The sequence below is a fragment of the Cohnella thailandensis genome, assembly GCF_014212135.1.
Lineage (GTDB): Bacteria > Bacillota > Bacilli > Paenibacillales > Paenibacillaceae > Cohnella > Cohnella thailandensis.
Genome location: NZ_JACJVQ010000024.1, coordinates 62,458 through 79,890, shown reverse-complemented (window position 1 = coordinate 79,890; position 17,433 = coordinate 62,458). Strand labels below are relative to the sequence as shown.

14 protein-coding genes and 1 other RNA gene are annotated in these 17,433 nt (G+C 54.2%); 4 read left to right on the top strand and 11 right to left on the bottom strand.

Annotated features, from left to right (window positions below):
* Positions 1 to 20 precede the first annotated feature (20 nt).
* From H7B67_RS26085 to H7B67_RS26075, 3 genes are all read right to left on the bottom strand, one after another.
* Positions 21 to 890: a carbohydrate ABC transporter permease gene (locus H7B67_RS26085; RefSeq protein ID WP_185122817.1), complete on the bottom strand. Its 870-nt coding sequence runs from the start codon at positions 888 to 890 to the stop codon at positions 21 to 23.
* Positions 887 to 1,810: a carbohydrate ABC transporter permease gene (locus H7B67_RS26080; protein ID WP_185122816.1), complete on the bottom strand. Its 924-nt coding sequence runs from the start codon at positions 1,808 to 1,810 to the stop codon at positions 887 to 889. The genes H7B67_RS26085 and H7B67_RS26080 overlap by 4 nt, the downstream gene beginning before the upstream one ends.
* 72 nt (positions 1,811 to 1,882) lie before the next feature.
* On the bottom strand, positions 1,883 to 3,322 hold the full coding sequence (locus H7B67_RS26075) for an ABC transporter substrate-binding protein (protein WP_185122815.1): 1,440 nt from the start codon (positions 3,320 to 3,322) through the stop codon (positions 1,883 to 1,885).
* 274 nt (positions 3,323 to 3,596) lie between these two features.
* Here H7B67_RS26075 and H7B67_RS26070 point away from each other — a divergent pair, with 274 nt between their 5' ends.
* The 4 genes from H7B67_RS26070 (at position 3,597) to H7B67_RS26055 (ending at position 7,501) form a co-directional block, all read left to right on the top strand.
* Positions 3,597 to 4,487: an AraC family transcriptional regulator gene (locus H7B67_RS26070; protein WP_185122814.1), complete on the top strand. Its 891-nt coding sequence runs from the start codon at positions 3,597 to 3,599 to the stop codon at positions 4,485 to 4,487.
* Between the two features lie 133 nt (positions 4,488 to 4,620).
* Positions 4,621 to 5,790, top strand: coding sequence for a sensor histidine kinase (locus H7B67_RS26065; protein ID WP_185122813.1), 1,170 nt, complete (start codon positions 4,621 to 4,623; stop codon positions 5,788 to 5,790).
* A complete protein-coding gene (locus tag H7B67_RS26060; RefSeq protein WP_185122812.1) occupies positions 5,777 to 6,433 on the top strand; it encodes a response regulator in 657 nt (218 codons plus the stop codon). The genes H7B67_RS26065 and H7B67_RS26060 overlap by 14 nt, the downstream gene beginning before the upstream one ends.
* Positions 6,434 to 6,607: 174 nt before the next feature.
* Positions 6,608 to 7,501: a CPBP family intramembrane glutamic endopeptidase gene (locus H7B67_RS26055; protein WP_185122811.1), complete on the top strand. Its 894-nt coding sequence runs from the start codon at positions 6,608 to 6,610 to the stop codon at positions 7,499 to 7,501.
* On the opposite strand, the gene H7B67_RS26050 is transcribed toward H7B67_RS26055, so the two are convergent.
* The 8 genes from H7B67_RS26050 to rnr all read right to left on the bottom strand — a co-directional run bounded on the left by H7B67_RS26050 (position 7,502) and on the right by rnr (position 17,292).
* Positions 7,502 to 8,284: a hypothetical protein gene (locus H7B67_RS26050; RefSeq protein ID WP_185122810.1), complete on the bottom strand. Its 783-nt coding sequence runs from the start codon at positions 8,282 to 8,284 to the stop codon at positions 7,502 to 7,504.
* Between the two features lie 152 nt (positions 8,285 to 8,436).
* Positions 8,437 to 9,693: a hypothetical protein gene (locus tag H7B67_RS26045; RefSeq protein WP_245363553.1), complete on the bottom strand. Its 1,257-nt coding sequence runs from the start codon at positions 9,691 to 9,693 to the stop codon at positions 8,437 to 8,439.
* Positions 9,694 to 9,908: 215 nt separating this feature from the next.
* Positions 9,909 to 11,078, bottom strand: a complete 1,170-nt coding sequence (locus H7B67_RS26040; RefSeq protein ID WP_185122808.1) for an MFS transporter — start codon at positions 11,076 to 11,078, stop codon at positions 9,909 to 9,911.
* Positions 11,079 to 11,236: 158 nt separating this feature from the next.
* Complete coding sequence (locus H7B67_RS26035) at positions 11,237 to 11,521, bottom strand: ArsR/SmtB family transcription factor (RefSeq protein ID WP_185122807.1); 285 nt, start codon at positions 11,519 to 11,521, stop codon at positions 11,237 to 11,239.
* Between the two features lie 173 nt (positions 11,522 to 11,694).
* Positions 11,695 to 12,059: a transfer-messenger RNA gene (ssrA, locus tag H7B67_RS26030) on the bottom strand.
* Positions 12,060 to 12,297: 238 nt separating this feature from the next.
* Positions 12,298 to 12,783, bottom strand: coding sequence for an SsrA-binding protein SmpB (gene smpB / locus H7B67_RS26025; RefSeq protein WP_185122806.1), 486 nt, complete (start codon positions 12,781 to 12,783; stop codon positions 12,298 to 12,300).
* Positions 12,784 to 13,010: 227 nt separating this feature from the next.
* Positions 13,011 to 13,946 (bottom strand): aspartate carbamoyltransferase, encoded by a 936-nt coding sequence (gene pyrB, locus H7B67_RS26020; protein ID WP_185122805.1) that lies wholly within the window; start codon positions 13,944 to 13,946, stop codon positions 13,011 to 13,013.
* A gap of 232 nt (positions 13,947 to 14,178) precedes the next feature.
* Entirely contained in the window at positions 14,179 to 17,292 is a 3,114-nt protein-coding gene (gene rnr, locus H7B67_RS26015) for a ribonuclease R (protein WP_185123028.1), read from the bottom strand.
* Positions 17,293 to 17,433 lie beyond the last annotated feature (141 nt).

Sequence of the window (17,433 nt, the reverse complement as noted above, 5' to 3'; positions counted from 1 at the left end):
TATCTTTTTCCATCCTCGCGCTAATTCTTCATTCCGGTCAGGGTGATCCCTTCCACGAAGTACCTTTGACCAATCAGGTAGAAAATGACGCCCGGAGCAAAGGACATGCACGTGGCCGCCATCGTGAGCGACCAGTCCTGCTTTAATTGGCCCCTAAAGTTGGTCAGCCCCAGCGCTATGGTGAATTTATCGCTCGAGTTGATGTAGATCATCTGTTGGAGCAGATCGTTCCATAGCCCGATGAAGATGAACAACGCGACGACGATCATGGCGGGCCGGATGGCCGGGATAATGATGCTGAACAGGATTCGGAAGTACCCGGCTCCGTCGATCGTGGCCGCTTGATCGAGTTCCCTCGGAATCGAGACGATAAACTGCCGGATCAGAAAGATATTAAAAGCGCCGCCGCCGCAGAAATAAGGCAGAATCAAGGGAAGGTAGCTGTCCTGGAGACCCAACCCCCTCGTCCAACCGATATACAGCGGAATGAGAGTCACCATGGCAGGCAGAAGCATCGAACCGACGCAGAGAGCCCAAATGAATTGTTTGCCGCGAAACCGCAGCCTTGCGAACGCATATCCGCACAAGGTCGCCGTGAACGTTCCCGCCAAACAGGACGGAACGATGATAATCATCGTGTTCCAGAGATACTTCCAGAACTTGAATACCTCCAGTGTCTTCTCATAGTTGGAGAACAGCCAGTCTCCCGGGAGGAACGAAGGCGGGTATCGGTAGATCTCGGCATTCGTCATGAGAGACGTGCGGAAGATCCACCAGATCGGAAAAATAACGAGCGCGGCGAAGATAAGGATGACGACGAACGTGATGACGTTTGCCATTCGGGTTTTGCGTTTCTTGCTCTTGAGTCTTCCGTATGCGGCTACGCTCATTTGTCGTCGCCTCCTTCGTTGAAGATCCATCGATTGGACGTCTTGAACAATACGGCGGTGAAGGCCGCAAGAATGGCGAAGATAATAAAGGTAGTCGCGCAGGCATAGCCCAGCTTGTAATTCACGAAGGCTTGGTCGTACATCAGATAAGTCATGAACCGCGAGGAATTGCCCGGGCCGCCGTTGGTTAGAGCCAGAGCCGGCGTAACGACCTGAAGGTTGGCGATCAGGCTCATTAACAAGTTGTAGAAAATAATCGGGGACATGCAGGGCAAGGTGATATGCAGGAAACGCTGCCAGCCGTTCGCGCCGTCCATCTCGGCCGCTTCATGGTAGACGCTCGGAACGTTCTGAAGCCCGGCCAGGAAAATAACGATCAAATTCCCCGCCAGCCAGACCGAGATCAAGGAGAGGGAAGGGACTACATAGCTGGAGTCGGCGATAAAGAGAACTTTGGACAAGCCGATCTCGGAGAGAAGATAGTTGAAGAACCCGAAATTCGCCTCGTACAGCCAGGACCACCCTACGTAGATGGCGGCAGCCGGCAATACATAAGGCACATAGAAGACGGCTCTGAAGAAGCCTCTTGCCGGAATCTTGCGGTTCAACAGCATCGCGATAAAGAGCGAATAAATCATGCTTCCGGCTACGGATAGAAGGGCAAAGTAAATCGTCGCTATAATGGAATCCTTAATATAGGGATCGGTGGTAAACAGCTTGACATAATTGTCGAAGCCGATAAATTCGGGTTTGGCCAGCCCTGTCCAACTCGTCAAGCTGATCCCCAATACGCTAAGAAGGGGCACATAAGTCAGGAAGATCAGCCCGAGGAAGGCAGGAATCAAACAGATATAAGCAACGCGCGCCTCGGCCGAGTAAATCCGGGCACGACGTCTCGACGACTTGCTGACGGTTTCCATAGCTCGCTCCCCACCTCATGTTGAAAGGATGACCGCCGCTGGCACGCTCTCGGCGGTCATCCTTCCTATCTTTTAGTTGTTGCCTGAATGAGCCGCTTTCAGGGCATCCAGATTTTTGGCGATCGCGTCCTTGGCGGTCGTCTTGCCGGTCCAGACGTCCCCAAGAACCGAGCCGAGCAAGGTGTTGAAGTCCGTAGTATGGTTCGTGTAGAACCAGGCAGCAGGTCTCGCTGCGGAAGACCGCGCATAATCGACTACAGCGGACTTGTATTCGTCATACGGAGGGAAGTTCGGATTCTCGACCCACTTGCGGGTGAGGGATTCGTCCGTATACCACTTCTCAAGCGTCGGCATCCAGATTCCCGAGCTGATCAGTCCCCAGTTGTTCTCTTCGGAGTTGTACCACTTGAGCCATTCCATCGCTTCGGCCGGATGCTTGGTTTGGGAGAAGACGACGTTCGCGCCGCCCGTGTTGAGAGTAACCTTATCCTTCATGTAAGGAAGCACGGCAACGCCGTAGTTCAGGCCTTCTTCCTTCGCCGTATTCAAGCTGGTGCCCACGTTCCACGCGCCGTTCGTAGCCATAGCGACCGTTCCGGCGATGATCGTGCGTTGAATGCCATCGTCGGTTTGGCCGACGGACAGCGGAGCGACATGATCCTTCAAGTAGAGATCGGCGACCTTCTGAATCGCTTCGACGCTGGCGTCTTCTCCGATTCTCAATTCGGTACCGTCCGCGGAATAGAAGCCTCCGCCATTGCTGAGCGCCCAAGTCTCCAGCTGCCACGGCAAGTTCTCGACCGATGCGCCGTACTGAACGATGCTATCCTTATCGAAGCCGTCTTCGCCGGGATGTTTGCCCTTCTTGTCGACCGTCAGCTTCTTGGCCGTCGCGACGAATTCGTCCCAGGTCCATGCTTTATCCAGCGCGGATGGAGGATAGGCCACGCCCGCTTTGTCGAACATGTCCTTGTTGTAATAGAGGAGGAGGACTTCATTGGCGGCAGCGTAAGCTAGGGTTTTGCCTTGATACTTATAGGCCAAGCTATCCAGCGGCTTGCTGTCGCTCCCTTCGTACATGGCGCTTACGTCGTTCAGCATGCCCTCGGAGGACCATTGGATGACGCCGTCTTCCTTCAACATTCCCGTGTCCGGCAATTGGCCTCCCGTCGCTTGCGTGTTCAGCTTCGTCATGTAGCTCTCCCAAGGAATCGCGACCACTTCGACTTCGATTCGGTCTTGGGAAGCATTGAACTTATCCGCTACCGCCTGCGTGACGTTCCCTTCTTCCGCGCTGCCCCACATCGAGTAGGTAATCTTGACCTTCTCCTTCTTGGTATCCGTCTTCTCGGGCGTTTTGCTGGCCTCCCCTCCCGATGATGCCGACGAAGAAGGTGCCGAAGATGATGGCGTCGAGGATGCTGTGTTTTTCTCGTTATTTCCGCAGCCTACGACGCTTGATACCAGCAGAACCGAGAGAAGACCTGCCCCGATTGATTTGCTTGCTTTCATTGCCCCGCTCTCCCTTCAAAATTTGCATGAATGATATGTCTAATCGTTCGACTCGCCGCCCCAGAGCTGTCAAGCACGCAAGTTAAACGTTTAGCATCAAGCGCATCATGACCCCTAACCATTTTCGGTATTCGACTATGCCACTGAAGAAAGCGCTTTAAATGTATTTTGCCATGAGTTATGATAAAGGAAAACAGATTTTTCCAACCTAATTTTTAATATTTTCAACCTTTAAAAAGGGACGCTTTCGATTCCAGCCTCCGGAGGAACGAGCATGGACTCTGCGATCTTGCACTTCATCTCCCCGCCCATCCCGTATTTCGTGGATTGCGGTTATGCCTATTACGGGGTAGGCGATTCCCACATCGAACGGGATTGCATAAGAGTATTCGATCTGATCGTCGTCCGCAAAGGGGTTCTCCCGATCGGCGAGAACGGACAATCGTGGGAGATCCAAGAGGGAGAAGGATTTATCCTTCTCCCGAACGGACACCATTACGGCAGCGCTCCCTGCACGACGGATACGGAGATCATATGGATACATTTTCAAACCTACGGCAGTTGGAAGTTGTGCCTGGACATGAACGAATGCATGGGGAACCAGATGGAATTAATCGAGGAACATAAAAGGCTGGCGTATCTCAATCATGCAGACGTCTGCTCCATCTTCCTCCCGAAGCACATGAAGCTGTCATCGAAGGCCATGGAGGTGCTGGAGACCTTCTTCCAGCAGGAGCAGGAGCCGCAATCGCTTCGGAACTGGAAGCGGCAAGCCTCCTTCCAGCTGTTCCTTCAGCATCTGGATCGCGACTTGGCTTCCCCCACGAACGACACCGCGATTCAACTTGCCGACCGGATCGAACTGTTTATCCGTCAGAACTACGCCACCGAAATTACGAATTCCGTGCTGCAGAAGAAGCTGAACTATCACCCCAATTACTTGGCCAAGGCGATGCTCAAGGTATACGGTATGACCCCCATGACCTACCTGCAGTACTACCGTCTCGAACAGTCCAAACGGCTGCTGCTCCAAACTCCTTGGTCGATTGCCCGGATCGCCGAAGAAGTGGGCTTCCATCATGTCTCGCACTATTCTAGCTTCTTCTCCAAGAAAGAAGGCCTCTCTCCTTCGGGATTTCGCAGGAAGTTCGCTAAGCAGCGGTAGGGATCTTGTGACAAATGGCACCCAGCCTGGGTGCCATTCTTCTTCATCCTGCATTCTGACCCCGCTCCAGGTTTCCGCATTTCATGTATAATCAAGGAAAACCATCAGTAGGCTCGGGTAAGGAAGGATCCCTATGAGAAAAGTTATTTATCTTATGGACTGGGGAATATTTGGGCTCCGGTCCTATAATTATATTTTGCTGTTATTTCATATTTTAATGGGGAACGAATATTCGCCTCGATTATTCGTGAACGTCGTCTGGCTCTTGGCGGCCCTTCTTATTCCGATGTTATTCTGGTTTCCGCAGCTAAGGATGAACAAGGAAGGGTTCATCTTGCTTGAACTATTGCTAGGGGGATCTTATTATATTAAATCGTTCATGCAGGCGGATCAGCTGGGGAGTGTCGATTATCTGATTCCGAGTCTTACCATCGGCTACCTATTGACCAGAAAGACGGCCTGGACTTTGCCGGTCCTCTTATTAATGCCCTTTATCAGCATGTTATTCGGAGAAGTGACATGGGATTTGGCGCTCGGTTCGAGCTCGGATAACTTTCTTTTCTGCTTTATCGGGATTTGGGTCAACTTCATTGCCAAAGCCTATCACGAGAAAAATAAATTAGCCAAAGAAATCGATGAACAAAATAAATTGTTAACCCAATATGCTGCCGAGATCGAAAGGATGACTCTGCTGGAGGAACGAAGCCGCATGTCCAAGGAGATGCATGACACGTTGGGACACTCCTTTATTTCCCTTATTATGAGTCTCGATGCTGCTATTGCCCTTCTAGACAAAAATCCAAGTCTAGCCAAAGAGAAATTGATTGGCATTAGGGGGCTGACGGAACAAAACTTGGATGAGATGAGGGACATCGTGCATAAGATGGGGGAGGAAGAGACTATAAGTCTAGTGGACCGAGTCGAGAGACTCGTCAAAGACTTTCGAGAATATACCGGGACGATCATTCGTCTCACGCTGAATGGAACGGAACGCCCCCTTCGTTTCGATGTGCGGCAATCGATCATTCGGGTGATCCAAGAGTCTTTTACGAATGCGCTTAAGCATGGAAAGGCAACGGAAATCGAGTTGAATCTCCGTTTTTCTCCATCGACCTTGCGAGTTTCCATTCAAAATAACGGAAAGCCCTTGGGTGAGATAGAGCATGGGTTCGGCCTGGCAACCATGAAGAATCGGATGGAGATGCTGGGAGGTACCTTTGCAATCTCCGCCTTGGCGGTTACTGGCGTTGAAGTCAGATGCGAAATACCCCTGAAAGGAGATGCGTTGGTTGCCGAAAATTAAAGTACTCATCGTTGATGATCAAGAATTGATTCTTGAAAGTCTAAATATAGTCCTGGAGATGGAAGACGATATCGAGGTTGTGGGGTTGGCTAAGAATGGCGAAGAGGCGATCGACTATTGCGAGAAATCCCAACCGGATATCATCCTCATGGATATCAATATGCCCATTATGAATGGCGTCGTTGCTACGGAGAAGATCAAGCCTCGATTCCCGTTAGCGAAAATTATTATTCTGACTTCGTATAAAGAAGTCGAATATGTTCTTGCGGCGTTAAGCCATGGAGCTGAAGGTTACCTGCTCAAAGCCATCCATCCCAAAAACCTCATCGCCGGCATACGGGTGGTTCACAACGGAGGTACGCTCATATCGCCGGAAATGGCTGACAAAATGATTAAAAGCATGCTGAAAAGCGGGATTTCATCGACTGTGGATACAAACAATGAATTCGGACTTAGCGCCCGCGAGGTCCAAGTTCTTCACAAGCTGGCGTTAGGTCTGCGCAATCAGGATATCGCCAAGGCATTATTTCTTAGCGAAGGTACGGTTAAAAATTACATCTCGAATATTTATTCGAAGTTGAATGTAAAAGGAAGAAGAGAAGCTGCCTATAAGGCTAGGGAAACAGGGATAATAGATCCTTAGGATCTGCTCAAAGCCGACATCATAACGGATGTCGGCTTTTATTTTCCTAAAAGTCATATGACCATGATATGACGAAACGGTACTGCTGACGTATGACTTTTTTAAGGTATCGTATGATTTGCAACCAGCAATTAAATCGATATCCCGTCAGGGGAAGAGGAGCGATCGCCGATCATGAGAAAGACGAATACACCCGTTAATGAAGCGTTTAGAAGGGGGAACCAACCTGCGTTTGTTTCGTTCTTCCGATTCCACCTCGTCTGGATGCTCGCGGGAGCGCTTGGGATTCTCCTCGCCAACGTGACATTCAGCTTGTTATCCGAAGATTTAACAGCCTTAGGCTCCGCCCTACTGACGATTGCCGGAAGCGCCGTTGCCGTCGTTATCTACTGGCTTGCGATGAAATTTCTGGCGCGGCGTTCGGTTCCCGAACTTCCGCTCCAACGGCGTGCGGTACCGGAATTTATTCTCGGCGCTGTCGTCGGCCTTCTCTTTATCATCGTTTCAACAGCCCTCATCGTCTTGTTTGGTGGGTATTCCTTCAAGTGGTCAACCGGCAACGCCAGCTCTGTCGTCTTGCCGGTCATCGCCACATCGCTCGGCGCTGCCTTCGTAGAAGAATTAATCTTTCGGGGGCTTGCCTTTCAAGCCATTGAAAAAATGGGCGGAAGCTTCCTTGCCCTGACCCTAACCTCCCTCTTCTTTGGGATCGCTCACTTAGGCAACCCAGGCGCTACGGTTTGGGGGGGCCTCTCTATTGCCATTGAAGCCGGCGTATTGCTGGGCGCAGCCTTCCTTTGGCGGCGCAATGTTTGGTTTATCATAGGCCTCCATTTCTTCTGGAATACAATAGAGGGACTCTTGGGTATTCCCGTATCGGGCCATCCCTCCTCAGGTCTCTTCACGGTCGAAGTTACGGGCCCGGCCCTTCTCACCGGAGGCAAATTCGGCCTTGAAGCTTCGATAATTCCCGTAATCATCAGTCTGTTGATCGCCATCCCTATGCTGTTTTTTGCTAGCCGCAAAGGGCATTTCCTCTCTCTCCGTCAAGATCCGAAGGGGGAGTGACTATTTCTTCGACTCTTCCTTCTCTAACTCTTCAAGCATTCGTCTCGCTTCGGCAGTAAGAACAAACTCGGTATTCTCGTCGATTCGCATGTCGGCCCATTCGCATCCCTTCCTGACGACTTCGCGGGTGGTCGATAAATCCGGCTCGAACGCCAGAAACTCGCGAATAAGCGTCACCAGATGCCAGCCTTGATACATGAATTCCCGTTCGCTCTTCTCGAATTTCTGATACTCCCGCAAGCTGCAGTTTTTCTCCACGATCTCATCTCCGACGAACTGGAACGCGATCATCTTGCTGAATCGGGAAGGGTACACGTATAAGCAATAGGGGGAGCCCGATCCTTGCAACGGGTAGTTCGCCTTCAAGTCGCTGAAATCATAATTAGCCATTGGTCCCCAGACGTGTTGAAGGAACAGTCTTAACTCTTCCCGGAAAATATCCGCCTTCTTCGCGCTTACCGTTCGATCGATCCATCGATCCACATTGGGATGAATAGATTCCGTCTTCACCGGAATCCGCTCATAGCCGAGCTCGTATTCATGGTCGAGGGCATTATCGCTGCAGCGTATAAGCTGCCCGGACCGATCGAACTCGATATACCCTTGTGTCATTCGGTTCTCATAACAATAGAGGTCGTCGAAGTTGCCCTTGTACGTCATCCAGCCCATGATGGCCTTCGCGTTCTCCGGATGATGGGCATCCAAATAGTCCTTCAGCGGCGCGAACGCCTTGTCCAACCACTTCATCGTGACCTTCTTGGGACTTCCTACCTTCGGATACATAGCTCTTCTCCCCTTATGCGGACGACAAAAAAACACCGTGCATGCGAAGAAATCCCTCCGCGCGCACGGTGCTTCCGTGTCCGAATCGTTTATTGGATATAATTTACCATAATTACAAGTCGATGTATAGACTTAGTAATACCGTAAATCGCTTATAGCACTAAAAACTGCGTTCCGAAACCCTTGCCGGATACATATGCCGCTTCGAGCTCATCCCGATCCCCTTTGTCCAACAAAACCACATTCTCAGGGTACAGCTTCCCTAACAAAGCCCATCGAATAAGTTCATTTCCCCCGGTCGGAATGAAATGAATCCCATCGGCATTCGTCACCAATCCGGAATGCGCGAGAATGACTGACGCCTGATGCAGGCCTATGGATGCGCGCTTCGCGAATGCGACATCGGCATTGCCGTTCCCTTGCGGCCGATAGAGAAAACGATGCCCTCTGAAGAGTTGACCGAGGTCTACCGAGAATTCGCGTCCCTCCACTTCCAGGCTGAAACGCAGCATCGTTCGATCGGAATCCGTAGCCGGCAGCAACCGGGCGACATCCGGTTGTTCGTAATGGCCTTCAGAAAGAAGTAGCGTATCCTCGTTCCCCGGCGTTCCGCTTCCTGCCTCGCTTCGCGGCGCGGCATAATAATCGCCATATTCATAATCGAATGAGATCGAAGGAAAATCCTGCGAGACTTCCGCCTGTATGGTTTGTACCGGATGCCATCTCAGAAGGTACCTCGACGCCATTCCGGCCGATTCGCCTAAGCCTGCCGGCAATACGGTGCCCAGACGATATTGGAAGCCGTATCCGGCTGCCGACAAGCCTGAGCTGACCACGCTTTGCGCATATTGGACAATCGTTTTGTGAGTCAACTTTTTCCCGAGTAAATGGGTTAGGAAGACCTCCCGGGCTGGTTCCAGAAACCGCAGTCCCTTGAATTCCGTATGCTCCTTGACCTCAAAAGGTACTTGCTCCCAATTGGCAAACGGAAGCAAGGCATCCCTCAGCAATACGAATTGGTGCAGGTATTCATTATAGATCTGCATGATCCTCGGGCCGCCCTTTGGTCCCCAAACTTGCCTAATAGCTTCCGGGATCAAGGGATGACCATAGCAGTGACTTCTGAATTCAAGCTTTCCAAGCGTTTCCGGCCCATATTGCGAGAGCACTCTCTTCCGTGAATTAATCTCCCTCGCCCAGCTTACCAATTGTTCGCCTATTCGAACTGCCTGGGCTGTCAGCTCGACGCCGGCTTTATCCTCAAGAGCCAAGGGGCCTAGCGGTAGAGACGACACGCGTCCGGTAATCGCTAAATTGGCCTGAAGGCTGTCCAGCAGCACCGTCGGATCGCCGTTAACCGGTTCGCCCAGCTGAACCAGCATCGCCTCGAGCAGTTTATCGAGCTCCATGACAACCTCTTTCGCCCTATATATACCGCTAGGCAAATTCCAATCCAAGCCCGAGTCCGCTCCCTGCCTGATCGAGTCAGTGGGATATTTTCCGATTAGCGGTTCAATATCGATAACAGATCCCCATACGATGCGCTTATCCTTCAAAGTAAGTTGATATTCCGGCATATTTTTACACCCCATTATAGGTTTTGGATTTCTTAGGATTGTTCGCTTTAAAGACTCCGTACGGATTGGGTATTGCTTCTGAGCGAGAAAGAGTACAACGCAGCAAACAAACTTAGCAGAATACTGATAGCTGCGACCCATCCCAAATCGGTGAGAGAGGTCTGACTGACCACCCATCCGCCTAAACCGGCGCCCACCGCCATTCCAAGCTGAAGCACGGAACTATTGAGTCCCAACGCAAGGCCGGAAGCCTCCGGATTAAGGGAGATGAGGTAATACTGCTGAGCGGGAGTCGTCATCCAAGCGGCTCCGAACCAGATGGCCAGAATAATTAACGCGCTCGCCACTGTAGCGGCTGCCAAAGGGAGTACGGCTAACGCTGCTGCATGGAGAAGCAAGCTGACGAGCAGCGTTCGGACCATCCCCCACTTATCCGCGCCGTAGCCTCCGATACGCGACCCCACGACAGCGAAGAGGCCGCATACGAAGAGCGCCGTGCTGATCAGCGTCGTACTCATGCCAACGGCAGTCTCAAGGAAAGGCGCGATGTATGTAAACATCAATTGATACCCGGTAATCCAGAAAAAGGTGATCGCGAGCCCGCTGACAATGCGACGGTCCTTCAACGCCATCAGCTGGTCCCGAATCCCGATAGGCTTCTGTTCTTCCACCTTCGGCATCCAGGCGGCAATTCCGACAACGGCAAGCACGCTCAATATGGCGATAAGCATGAATACGGGCCGCCATCCCCAGAATTCGCCGATGATGGTTCCGATGGGAGTTCCTGCAACCAAGGCCGTACTGAATCCCATATAAATGATGCCGATGGCATTCCCCTGCTTCTCGGGCGCAACCAGACTGGAGCTAACCATGAGGGCTACCACCGTAAACACGCCTTGGCTGGCAGCCAGAAAAACTCTAGAGAGCATCAATACGGTAAAATTCGGACTGAAGAATGCGATCATATTGCCGACGATGAAAAGAAGAAAGGTAAGCATGAGAAGCCTTTTTCTTTTCATTCTGCCGGTAAGCGAAACCAGGATCGGGGTGCCTACCGCAAAGACAATGGCATATAAGGTCACTAATTGTCCGGCCGTGCCAACGGATACGTTAAAATCATCTCTAATCATTCCCAGGATCCCCATCACGACCATCTCGGCCGTTCCCATGACAAAGCCGCCGAAAGCGAGCAAATAAACAAGTCCCATTTTATTCATTGGTGCTTCTCCTCTATGCAAATTCATTAACTCAATAGATTTATATATATAGAAATATTGAATAAAAAAATAATGTCAATTAGCGACAGCCCGTTCGTTTATTGAAACCTTCTTATTTCAATAGATTAATAAATATCGAAATATAGGTCAAAAAAAGATCAATCAAGAACGGTCTCGACCGCGACATACCGTTTTAGGGTATCTTGATTGAGTTGATAATAATGAAAGGTTCCTTCTTTGCGCGACAGCTTTAATACCCCGCAGTCGGCAAGCTGTTTGAGATGATGCGACAGAGTAGAACCTTTAAAATCCAAATGCTCCTCAATCTCGGTACAGCATAATTCTTTATGCTTGGTTAACAGTTTTACGATGCTTAACCGATTGGGTTCCCCGAGCGCTTTATAGATCTTGACCGTCTCAAGATGAGATTGTTCATTATTCATCGGTTGCCCTCCTTTCATTGGTTTATATTTCTATATATATCGATATATTAAACAATGGAGGTTGCTTTGTCAATGGCGCCTCCGCATTAAAAAGTCCTCTTCCTCCGGACCGGGGCAACTCCAACCTTCGTCTCCACGCAAAAAAACCATCCTCACGCGGATGGTTTTCATGTTGGTGGAGCCGAGGGGAGTTGAACCCCTGTCCGAAGACAACGCCACACAGGCTTCTACGGGTGTAGTCACGGTTTTGATGTCACCCTAGAGGCCCCCCGTAACCGGGTCCCCTTCGGGTCAGCCTGATTGTCTTCTTCAGCTAGCCCCAGGCGGAGACTAGACAGCGTATCCCACTAAAGTTGAGCCCCTATCCCGCCACATGGGCGATGGAAGGTAGAAGCCGCATCACAGGTTATTAAGCTGCGAAAGCGAGTTGTTGTTTTTGGTTGCCAGTTAATTGGCTTTCCGCGTTGGTGAAGCAGACGCAGCCCTACTACCCGCTACCCATGCTCGAACTATCCCCGTCGAATCCAAAAACGGCCCCGAATAATAGGTCGCCACCCGCGTCTTAGGCGGATGAGACGGATTGCGTACCGAACTTGCGGCATACTAAGGATGCGGAACATCAAGTCGGTCGCGACGGCGCTTCTTCCATCGAAGGAATCGGCGGTTCTTGCATGCGGTACTTACTCAGTATAACACGTCCATAACGGAATTACTCTAAGGTGTTGCTGCCAGCGATGGCGATCTCTTCTTACCCTTCCAAGCAGCCGGCTAACCGATTAATAGCTGACCTTCTGCTTCTCCTTGAGAGCCCGCTGGATCTCGCGCTGGGCGTCCTTCTTGGCCGCCGATTCGCGCTTGTCGTAGTTCTTCTTGCCTCGGCCGAGGCCGATCAGGCACTTGGCGTAGCCGTTGCGGGTGTACACCTTCAGCGGCACGATCGTGTAGCCTTCCTGACGGGACAGGCCGTACAGCTTGTTGATTTGTTGCTTGTGCATAAGCAGCTTACGTGCGCGGGTAGGGTCCGACGGGTTGTGCCGGTTGCCCTGCTCGAACGGGCTGATATGCATATTGTGCAGGAAAATCTCGCCGTTCCGAATCGTCGCGAATGCATCGCCCATGTTGGCGCGGCCGCCCCGCAGCGACTTGATCTCGGTGCCGGTGAGCACCATGCCCGCTTCGAAGGTCTCCTCGATGAAGTAGTCGTGGGAGGCCTTCTTGTTCTGCGCGAGCGGCTTGTCGAAGGTGCTGTCCTTCTTGCCCATAATCTAGCTTCATCTCCTTCTTCGCAGTCATCGGTCTCTCATTATATCACGGCAGGCTCCCCCGAAACAACATGGAGCAAGGCAGCTGCCTGAGCGAAAGGGAGAAGAAGCATAATGGGGAAAAAGAAGTACCTGGAGTCGGTCGCCTCTGCGTGCGGATAATCGGGGCTAGGAGGGGCGCACCCAGACGAATGTCGAATCGTTAACGCCCCTGCCTTTATGCCGGATTAACGATTAATGCCGCTAAGCGCCTTGTCGATCAGGGCCATCCGAATATACAGGCCGTTCCGGGCTTGGCGGAAGTACGCGGCGCGAGGGTCGTTGTCAACCGCGTCCGCGATCTCCCCCGCGCGAGGCAGCGGGTGAAGCACGATGGAGTTCTTGTTCATGCGGGACATCAGCTCTTCGTCCACGATGAAGTGGCCGGAAGCCTTCTCGTACTCCTCCAGCGACGGGAACCGTTCCTTCTGGATGCGAGTCTGGTAGAGCACGTCGATCGAGCCCGCCACCGACTCCAGGTCGCCCGTCTCCTCGTAGCGGATCCCTTTCTCGTCCATGTAACGCTTGACGTAACCGGGGATTCGGACATTTTCCGGGGAGATGTAGTAGACCATGACGTTCCTGTAGTTGGCGAGAATGTAGCTCAGCGAGTGGACCGTCCGGCCGTACGCCAGGTCGCCGACCATCGCGATCCGCACTCCGTCCAGCTGGCCGACTTCCTTCTGGATCGTGTACGCGTCGAGCAGGGCTTGAGTCGGGTGCTCTCCCGCTCCGTCGCCCGCGTTGATGACCGGCACGTCCGCCACCGCCGCCGCGCGCTTCGCCGCTCCGATCTCCGTGTGGCGCATGACGATGACGTCGCTGTAGCCGCTGATGATGCGGATCGTATCCTCCAGCGTCTCTCCCTTGATCGCCGACGAGAACTGCGCCGCGTTCTCCGTTCCGATGACGCTTCCTCCCAGGCGGGACATCGCCGCTTCAAAGCTCAGCCTCGTCCGCGTGCTCGCCTCGAAGAACAACGTCGTCATAATGGCGCCCTGATGGCTCCGGTTCCCGCCCGTCCGGACGACCTCTTCCATTCCCTTGGCGGCGACGAACAGCTCGTCTAGCTCCGAACGGCTGAACTGCTTCGCTCCCAGTACGTGATACAGATTCGGGTTCATCTTGTCCCATCCTTTCGTCCGTTGCCTTGACACACCAAGTAATATCCTATCGGATACGCCTCCAAAAGTAAATCGGGAGTTGACCTCCGCAACCCGGCGATTCTCGCGACCTGAGTGAAGAGGAGAGGCGGAATAGCCTTCGTACCAGGATACGTTCGAGCGGCCAGCGGCGGTGCCCCCAATTATCCGTAAAAAAGGAGCCGTCCGGACGAGCCGGCGACCCCTTCTTACGTTACTGTTGCGGTTCTTGCACCTGTGCGACGGGTTTCTTCTTCTTGCGCTTCGGCTTCTTCGCGGCGGAAGGCTCGACTGCTGCCGGTGCCGCGGCCTCTACGGCCGCAGCCGGCTTCTTGCTCTTCTTCTTGCGCGGCTTCGAGCCCTGTTGCGCTTCGGCGCCCGCATCCGGAGCGCCGGCCTTCGGGCCGCCTCCGCGCTTGCCGCCCGCGCCGGAGCCGCGGCGGCCGCCGCCGAACTCGCCGCCGTCGTCATAACGGCGGCGCGCGGTGACCGGCAGACCCCACATGTCGAGTGTCACGCTTTTGCCGCGCGGGACCGCGGGCGGAATGTAATCCGCCGAGTCCTTGTTGACCGGCCCGCCATCGCGCGCCATTGTCGCCTTGATCGGCTTCAGCCGGCCTTCGCCGATGATCTCGCCGCCGCTGAACACCGGCTTCTCCATCGCCGCGCGATCGTACCGGCCGCCTCCGCGAGAGTCGCGGCCGCGCTTCTTGCCGCCGCCGTCGCCGCGGCGGCCTTGCCCTTCGCCGCCCGCCTTAGGCTGTGCGGCGGCGGTACCTCCTGCCGCGCCGCGCGTTGCGCCCGGCGCGGCAATGCCGATGGCGGCCGCGCCGCCAGGGCGCTCACCCGTTCCGTTGCGGCCGGCTTCGCCCCGGCCGCCTTTCTTGCGCTTGCGGTTGCGGCCGCCTACGCGCGATTCCCCGGCGGCGCTTCCCGCTCCGCCCAGCTCGTCCACCACTTCGTTGCCTACGACTTGTCCGTTATCCATTCCTCTTCCCCCACGACGACCGTCACCACGACCGCTATTCTGTCTTTTTCCGCCTCGTCCCGTTCTTTCCCCACGGCCTCCCCGGCCGCCGAACGAAGCCGCGAGATCCCCGCCCCGGACGCCTTTCTTGCGCTTGCCACGCATGACGCCAAGGCCGGCTCCTCTCGCATCGATAAAATTCACCCTGTTCAAGCTGCGCGGATGAATGTCCACCAGCTCGAAGTCGATCGAATACTCCGCCATGTTCACGCGGCCGACCCGGATGCGCACCTCGTCGCCGATCCGGTACACCTTGCTCGTTCGCTCCCCGATGAGCGCCATGTGCAGCTCATGGAAGTGGTAGTAGTCGTCTGACATGTCGCTCAGCCGGATCAGCCCTTCTACCGTGTTGTCCAGCTCGACGAACATGCCGAAGCTGGTCACCCCGCTGATGATGCCGTCGAATTCCTCGCCGACCTTGTCCAGCATGAATTCGGCCTTCTTCAGCTTCTCCGTGTCGCGCTCCGCGTCCACGGCGAGGCGTTCACGCTCCGAGGACTGCTGCGCGATGTCCGGCATGCGGGCGTTCAGCACCTCGAGCCTCTCAGCCGAAAGCATGCCGCCGTTCTCGATTACCTCGCGGATGATCCGATGGATCACGAGGTCCGGATACCGGCGAATCGGAGACGTGAAGTGCGTGTAGAACTCCGCCGCCAGGCCGAAGTGGCCGAGGCTCTGCGCGTCGTACTTCGCCTGCTTCATCGAGCGCAGCATCATCGTGCTGAGAACGGTCTCTTCCTTCGTGTCCTTGATCTCTTCCAATAAGTGCTGGAGAGCCTGAGGATGGACCGAGTTGCCCTTGCCCTTCACCGCGTACCCGAAGTTCGCCGCGAATTGCATGAACGTCATCAGCTTCTCGCTGCTCGGCTCCTCGTGGATCCGGTACAGGAACGGAACCTTGAGCCAATGGAAGTGCTCCGCCACCGTCTCGTTCGCCGCCAGCATGAATTCTTCGATGATCTGCTCCGCGATCGACCGCTCTCTTTTGATAATATCGACCGGTTTGCCTTCGGAATCCACGATAACCTTCGACTCCTGGAAGTCGAAGTCGATCGCCCCGCGCCGCATGCGGCGCCTGCGAAGAGCCATCGCGAGCTCCTCCATCGTCTTGAACGTGTCGACGAGGGGGGCGTAGCGCTCCATCAGCTCCGGATCCTGATCGACCAGGATCTTGCGCACGTTCGTATACGTCATGCGCTCGACGGTGCGGATCACGCTCGTGTAGATGTCGTGGCGAACGACCCGCATCGTGGCCGGATCGAACTCCATGTCGCAGGAGAGCGTCAGCCGGTCCACCTTCGGGTTCAGCGAGCAGATGCCGTTCGACAGCCTGTGCGGCAGCATCGGAATCACGCGGTCGACCAAGTACACGCTTGTCCCGCGATTGTACGCTTCCTCGTCCAATTTGGACTTCTCGCGCACGTAGTAGCCGACATCCGCGATGTGGACGCCCAGCAGCAGATTGCCGTTGTCCAAGCGTTCCACGTTCACCGCATCGTCCAGATCCTTGGCATCTTGGCCGTCGATCGTCACGATCGTGCGGCCGCGCAGATCGCGCCGGCCTTGGGCGACGATCTCCTCTTCCGTGATGGAATCCGGAGCCGCTTCCGCTTCCTTCATGACCTCGTCGGGAAAAGCCTCCGGCAATCCGTGCTTGCGAATAATGCTAAGGATGTCGACGCCGGGATCGTCCTTATGCCCGAGGATCTCGATGATTTCCCCTTCGGCGGCCGATCGGCCTTCCGGATAGCTGACGATGTTCGCGACGACCTTCTGCCCGGTGACCGCTCCGTGGAAGCTCTCCGGCCGGATGAAGATATCCTTGTTGATCCGCTTGTCGTCCGGAACGACGAAGCCGTAGCTCTCGTGGTTCTCGAACACGCCGACGACCTGCGTCACGGAACGCTTCACGATGCGGACGATCTCGCCTTCGAGACGCGAACCGCCATCGCTCTTGGACGTAACCCGTCCGAGCACGATATCTCCGTTCATCGCGCCCTTAAGATCGTTCGCATGGATATACAAGTCCGGATGGTCGGTATCCTCCGGCAGGAGGAACGCGAAGCCCTTCGCATGGGCCTGCAGCCGGCCCCGTATCAGATTCATTCTCTCTGGAACGCCGTAGCGCTCCGTCCGGGTTCTCATGATTTTCCCGTCTTGCTCCAGCTCCGCCAGCATTCTCAGGAATTCCTTGAATTCCGCCGCGTCGCTGATCTCCAAATGCTTCTCGAGCTCTTGGTACGTCATCGGCTTGTACGCGCTCTCGCGCATGAAGCCGAGCAGCTCTTGCTCCGTACACAATGGCACCCGCATCACCTCATCTTGCATCTAGTATATACTCTTTCCCCGTTTGGCAACCGGATGACCCGCTCCTGCCAACATTGCCCATGCGATACCTATACAAAAAAAGCGGGAAGCTCCTGCTTCCCGCTTTCGGTTGGT

Coding starts and splice junctions, on each gene's coding strand:
- H7B67_RS26085 (WP_185122817.1), bottom strand. CDS start 890: ATGAGCGTAGCCGCATACGGAAGACTCAAGAGCAAGAAACGCAAAACC.
- H7B67_RS26080 (WP_185122816.1), bottom strand. CDS start 1,810: ATGGAAACCGTCAGCAAGTCGTCGAGACGTCGTGCCCGGATTTACTCG.
- H7B67_RS26075 (WP_185122815.1), bottom strand. CDS start 3,322: ATGAAAGCAAGCAAATCAATCGGGGCAGGTCTTCTCTCGGTTCTGCTG.
- H7B67_RS26070 (WP_185122814.1), top strand. CDS start 3,597: ATGGACTCTGCGATCTTGCACTTCATCTCCCCGCCCATCCCGTATTTC.
- H7B67_RS26065 (WP_185122813.1), top strand. CDS start 4,621: ATGAGAAAAGTTATTTATCTTATGGACTGGGGAATATTTGGGCTCCGG.
- H7B67_RS26055 (WP_185122811.1), top strand. CDS start 6,608: ATGAGAAAGACGAATACACCCGTTAATGAAGCGTTTAGAAGGGGGAAC.
- H7B67_RS26050 (WP_185122810.1), bottom strand. CDS start 8,284: ATGTATCCGAAGGTAGGAAGTCCCAAGAAGGTCACGATGAAGTGGTTG.
- H7B67_RS26045 (WP_245363553.1), bottom strand. CDS start 9,693: ATGGAGCTCGATAAACTGCTCGAGGCGATGCTGGTTCAGCTGGGCGAA.
- H7B67_RS26040 (WP_185122808.1), bottom strand. CDS start 11,078: ATGAATAAAATGGGACTTGTTTATTTGCTCGCTTTCGGCGGCTTTGTC.
- H7B67_RS26035 (WP_185122807.1), bottom strand. CDS start 11,521: ATGAATAATGAACAATCTCATCTTGAGACGGTCAAGATCTATAAAGCG.
- smpB (WP_185122806.1), bottom strand. CDS start 12,783: ATGGGCAAGAAGGACAGCACCTTCGACAAGCCGCTCGCGCAGAACAAG.
- pyrB (WP_185122805.1), bottom strand. CDS start 13,946: ATGAACCCGAATCTGTATCACGTACTGGGAGCGAAGCAGTTCAGCCGT.